Source organism: Cyclobacterium qasimii M12-11B, from assembly GCF_000427295.1.
GTDB lineage: Bacteria > Bacteroidota > Bacteroidia > Cytophagales > Cyclobacteriaceae > Cyclobacterium > Cyclobacterium qasimii.
In genome coordinates this window covers 107,290-113,289 of sequence record NZ_ATNM01000029.1, presented here as the reverse complement: position 1 = coordinate 113,289, position 6,000 = coordinate 107,290, and the positions used below count along the sequence as shown (strand labels likewise).

The following is a 6,000-nucleotide window of genomic DNA, read 5'->3' as shown; positions in this document are numbered from 1 at the left end:
AGTGCAATAGACAATCTATTGCACTTTTTGCGTTAAAACATATTGAGTACTATCAAATACGAATGGTGAAGCGATATTTCTTATTCACCAATTATAATATAACTTCCATTTGAACCTGAAAACCTGACTTCAGTATTAGAAATATTTTCGGTATCCACAGATAAATCCCCTGAACATATTACCAATGGTCTGGTTTTAAAAGGTCGCGTAAATTCCAGCGTTTCACCACCCACAGCCAATCCTGTAAGCCTTCGCTCTGAACTGAGATTTGAACGGGAATCATAGCTAAAAAGACTTAAAACATCTACTGCCGCATCTTTTGCCTGTACCCGGATTTTATGTAAACCAAAGCCTAAATTTAATATACCCTTCCGATTTTCCAGGTAATTAACCTTTTTGTCAGTATCGGTAAAGCCAATATTACAAGCCTGGGACTTCATAAGTTGGTCATCCACGAATATTTCAAGGGTACCGGCATCCGGATCATCTACCCATGCCACCGAAATGTCTGTACATACCACTTCAATTTCAATGTATTTCCCAGGTTTAAGGGTAATTTTCTCTTTACCGTAAGGAGCTCCCCATTCTGAATGGAACGGCACTATTGTTTGCCCCATTAAGTTCCAGTTTGGATTTGAAACAGGAAAAAAGCGTCTGTTTGGGTTTATTTTGGAATCTACGTACGTTAATTTGGCATTCTCTCCCGCTATTTCAAGAATATGCCTGTCTCCTAAACTGGTTCGCCCATGTCGGAACATTGAATTGCGTAGGTTGTAGGATGGACTTGATCTTCTTGATTCGAACTTAACTCCATCAACATAAGGTACGGGAGGCTCACTGTCTGTTTTGCCCCAGCTATTAATCGCATTGTCTTCAAATATGAATCTATTGTTTTTTATTCTTGAGCTGGTGGAATCAAAAGTTACCATCTTTCCTTCCCAACCGTAGGTATTTGCATGAAGCCGTTCAGGCAATTGAAGCTGAGCTTGTCCGGCGAAAATCGGATTCCAGCACTCAAAAGCCTTCTCTAGTTGTTTGAACCATAAATAATGGCTCGCTGCTTGTGGATGACCATCTGAGGGCACAAGGGAATACTTGTTTCCCCAGCGGGTAAGATCATCAGCTACTTTTGGATAATCCATATATGGGATCTGGTATCTTAGGGATAGCGCCTGAAGGTCTACTGTATTTGGCGTATATTTGCCCTGATTCTGATAAGGGCTAAACAAGAATTCCGTATTGGGATAATTTTGCTGAATCCATCGTATTGCCCCCTCAAAAACAGCAACTTCATCTGGTGTATCTGTTTTCTCATTGGCTCCACTCCCGAAAATCACAAGGTCGGGCCTCGCTCCCTCATTGCGTTTAAAAAGATCAGGATATAAATCTTCCCAGCTTTCCCCTTCTTTATGGCCATTCAATCCTGGATCGGGTGGTAATGACAATGAAAAATACTGTTGAAGTCCTGAGTGTGATTCACCTATACTTGATCCATCAGCGGCCATGAAATTAAGACATATTTTATCAGCGCTTAGGTTGAATTTTCTCATAAGTTCAAGCTTTAGCCTTCCCGCATAACTGTAATAATGCCTCCACTGTCCATAATACCCATCCAGATCAGGACGTCCCGCTTTATCGGCATCAAAAATATCTCCCGAAAGAGGTTGTTTATAGGTTTCAGAATCAGGATCTTCATCATATAAATACATTGGAGGATTGGCACTTCCCCGATCAATGCTTGACCCCATTACAACAATATGAATGGCTTCTCCTTTCCACAGTTTTTGAATCGTTCTTGGAATGTACCTGTAGTTTGCAGTCATATCCCTTGAAGGAGGCGTTATATTTTCATTCGTATTTTTCACGCTTAGCTTTGGAGCGTAAATCCAGACTGTATCGGAGGAGCTTAAATTCTCAAATTCAACTTGAATCCCAAACGTATTGATATCTTCTGAACTTGACTTGTTTCCAACGCTTGATTTTCCAATGATCGTAGCATTCTCTACCAAGATGTTAATGGTACCAGATTTTTCCATCGATGCGCTATATTCTTTAGCGACAACCAGCTCGCCTCTTGCATGTTTTGGAAAACTACGGCTGTCTTTCATTCCAAAGTCCTTTGGACTCCACTCTCCATCTTCACTATCTGCCTTCATCACTTTAATCGCAGACTTCAGCTGATTTGCCTCTTTTTGATAGCCATTTACGGATAAACTCAATTCGTCTCCATAAGCCAGACCTGCCTCGGGAAGTGTGAAAAATTGCCATATCTTTTTACCAGGACTTATTGCTACCAAGTTCTGCGTTGAAAAATCAGGCCTTATGGGTTTGGAGACATGTGATTCGCGCATCACTTCAATATCACCCCATGCCTCAGTGTTCCAGAAAGCTACATTATGTGATTGAAAATCCGAAGCTTTTCCTGTTCGGTGACTCATAAATGAATGGAACTCAAAAGATGGATTTATAAGCAGATTGGGCACCTCTTCTGTGATTCCTGAAGCCGAGGGCTTTACGTCTTTAGTAGTCAGCGCACTTAGGCTAAGGCAAAGGATCAGTATTGTTATCTTCAGTGTATTCTTCATTAGTTACTTGCTAAATATCAGTTAATAAGACCATATATATCACCATCTTCGCCAGTAAAAGCCCTTACATAGAGCTTGCTGTCAAAGACTTTATTTCAAAATATTATTGCATTAAAAGCAATAAAAATACAAATTAAAGCCGATTTATACTAAAAAAATCAAAATATACAAAAGGACTTATTCAAAGAAATGTGAGGAGATTTAAGATATTTCCCTTTGAGTCCTTACATCTACGCTAAAAACAGTGCTCATGGTTATCCAGGAAGAAAGGTAAAATCCATCCATCCCCTCACAAGGTTCATCAAGATCATGTTTGGTTTAAATTACAAATGAAACAGCAATCAAGAATTGATTAGAAGGCTACCGATTCCTCGGTCATGGCGGTATTGCTTTATCAGCAACATCGCTAGCAGGTATATCATGTAGCCTCCCTTCTTAAAAGGCGGGTAATTGGATAAATGTGTCCACCCGGTCGAAGTCAATGAGTGCTACCATAGATTGTTCCAAACCACGAATCACAAAGTATTAATGCGTCATTTGGCTGGTTCAATTAGAACGACTGGAAGACAAGGCAGTTAAGAGATATAGAAATGTAAAATACCTTCCAGAAAAAAATCTGAATTGTCATATAAATTCTATTCTTTACAACAAAAGCAACTTATCTTTATAGGATAGCCACTTTATCATTGGTGTTTTGAAAAAGGGAAATGATCAGGAACTCGCTGAAGTTGATTCTACAAATGATTCATACCCCCAAAACTATGGTGTCAGGCTTTAAAGTTTTATTAACAATTCGGGAAATTCGTTCCGCCTTTCCCCTAATAATCTGGAACATACACTCCTGCGACATTAGCATTTAGAAATGAGTAAAAACACAAATCAAACAACACCATTGAAAAGGACAAGGTATATTTTTTTAATTAGTCTGGTATTTCTGCTTCTTAACTTTCCGAACCTGGTTAAGGCACAAGCCCAAAACGCACCTGGTTCCTTCACTGATATACTCTCCTCATCAGTCAATCCCCGCAACAGTGAAGGTGATTTTATCACGCTTAAAGATGGTAAAATCCTATTTGCCTATACTCGCTTTATGAATTCATTCAGTGACCATGCCCCGGCTCAGATTATGGGTAGGTATAGTGATGATGGTGGCAAAACCTGGTCTGAAAAAGACAAACTGATCGTTGAAAGGGAAGGCGATCAGAATGTGATGTCTGTATCCTTTTTAAGATTACAGAATGGTGATATTGCATTGTTTTACGCACGAAAAAACTCACTTGAGGATTGCATACCTATGGTGCGTATTTCAAAGGATGAAGCACAGACCTGGAGTAAGCCAACACCAATCATCACGGATCAAAAAGGTTATTTTGTCCTGAATAATGACAGGGTTATCCAACTAAAGAGCGGAAGAATCTTAGCTCCAGTTTCTCTGCACAAAACGCCAAATTCTGAATGGCGCAACAGAGGGGAAATCAGGTGTTTTTATTCCGATGATATGGGTTTCACCTGGAAAATGGGACAGGTTCTGCCGGTTCCCACAAATGTGATCAGCCAAGAACCCGGTGTTGTTGAAATGGATGACGGACGCATTATGATGAATATCCGGACGAATCAAGGAACGCAATACAGTTCATTTTCACTTGATGAAGGAATCACCTGGAGCCTTGCAAAGGAGACCATTATCCCATCCCCTATCGCTCCCGCTTCACTGGCAAGGTTGAACGGAACTGGCGACCTAATTCTAGCCTGGAACAACAATGGCAAATCAGGACCGGGGTATTTCAAATCAAAAAGGACACCTCTCACGGTAGCTATTTCCAGAGACGAAGGTCAGTCCTGGGGGAATATTCAGAATATTGAAGGAAGTATTCATGCTTCATACGCCTATGCCGCCATTCACGAAGTGGAGGATCATATCCTCTTCGGTTATTATGTAAAGCATGATGACAAACCGGGCTATGACCTTCGCATAAGACGGATGTCTCTAAAAGAAATATACGACTTCGATAAACCAGACCCTGTTTTGATCATCGCCAATAAACATTCCAATACCTTGTCGTATCTGGATCCAGTCAAAATGGAAGTGTTGGAAACCATTAATATAGGCAACAATCCCCATGAAATTGCAATATCACCAGATCAGCGGTTTGCTTACCTCAGTAGTTATGAAGCGCCTGGGGATAAGATTTTTGTAGTCGATTTGATGAAAAGGCAACAGGTGGATACAATCCACACCGGAGAGTATGTCCGGATACACGGAGCCGCTTTCTCTCCTGAAGGAAAACATGCCTATTTTACAGCAGGCCAAACTGGATATGTAGTAGAGGTGGAAACTGCTAATAATACCGTGACACGAGCCATTCCTACTGGAGGTAAGATTTCACACATGGTATACCTGTCGCCAGATGGAAAAGACCTTTTGACTGCCAATATTTCTTCTGAAAATATTTCTGTCATAAACAGGGAATCAGGAGCGTTGGAAACCTTAATCCCAGCCGGCAAAGGAGTGGAGGGAATGGCTTTTACGCCAGACGGGAAATTTTTATGGGCATTAAACCAAACAGGAGGCAGTATAACAGTGATAGATTGGCTTTCCAGAACTGTTGTGGCCGAATTTGAATGCCTGGGAATGCCTGTTCGTGTCAAATTTTCTAAGGATGGCAGCCGGGCTTATGTAGCAGGCTGGGAAAAGAATGGAACATTGACGGTGATTGATGTTGCATCCAAAAAAGAAATTAAAAGAATTCCGGTTGGCAGCTTTGCCATAGGAATTGAAATCTCAGCCGATGGGAAATTTGCTTTTGTTGGCTGTGAAGATGCGGGAAAAACAAGCATTGGAGAGGATGGGGAAGAAAATCTTGAGAAGATAAAAGCCAAGTCGGATGGTGTGCATGTAGTAGACCTTCACAAACTGGAGGTTGTAAAGGTAATTGAAACTGGTTTAGGGCCGGACCCCATGCAAATGTGGTGGCCTCCACATAAACTGGTTGAAAATTGATTAACATGACCGAAAACAGCATTGCAAAGACCATAATGCCTCGCTCAAAAGATATGCGATAATTCGGTACAGTTAAAAAAAATCGTTAAATTTTCAAGTATGAAAACTGGAATAAAAGGCTCCCCCTTCCCTTCCATTGATAATTGGATAAGAGACAGTTACCTCTTTAAGACAAGCATTTCAATATTCGTCTTCTTATTGGAAGCAGGAATCTGTTTTTCTCAGAGAATAGACGAAAAATGGTTTTCAGATAATTACAGCAAAATGGAAGGACTAATCCCTATTAGAGGTGGAATGAAATAAGAAGCGATGTGGATCAAAATCAATTTGCCGCTACAATCGCTAATTTACTGGGTTTAAACTTTGCTGCAGAACAAGACATTGAGGAACCAATAAAATTAGACCATTGAGTAA

Annotated in this window: 3 protein-coding genes; 2 read left to right on the top strand and 1 reads right to left on the bottom strand. The window is 40.6% G+C overall.

Features of this window, described 5'->3' with window-relative positions:
* Positions 1-80 precede the first annotated feature (80 nt).
* The gene (locus tag ADICYQ_RS03010) at positions 81-2,585 is read right to left on the bottom strand and encodes an SGNH/GDSL hydrolase family protein (RefSeq protein ID WP_040414242.1); all 2,505 of its coding nucleotides are present in this window, start codon (positions 2,583-2,585) and stop codon (positions 81-83) included.
* 862 nt (positions 2,586-3,447) lie between these two features.
* On the opposite strand from ADICYQ_RS03010, the gene ADICYQ_RS26550 reads away from it, so the two are divergent.
* Together ADICYQ_RS26550 and ADICYQ_RS03000 are read left to right on the top strand one after the other, a co-directional pair.
* Positions 3,448-5,586 (top strand): exo-alpha-sialidase, encoded by a 2,139-nt coding sequence (locus ADICYQ_RS26550; protein ID WP_081652276.1) that lies wholly within the window; start codon positions 3,448-3,450, stop codon positions 5,584-5,586.
* A 99-nt stretch (positions 5,587-5,685) separates the two neighbouring features.
* Complete coding sequence (locus ADICYQ_RS03000; protein WP_020890855.1) at positions 5,686-5,889, top strand: hypothetical protein; 204 nt, start codon at positions 5,686-5,688, stop codon at positions 5,887-5,889.
* Positions 5,890-6,000 lie beyond the last annotated feature (111 nt).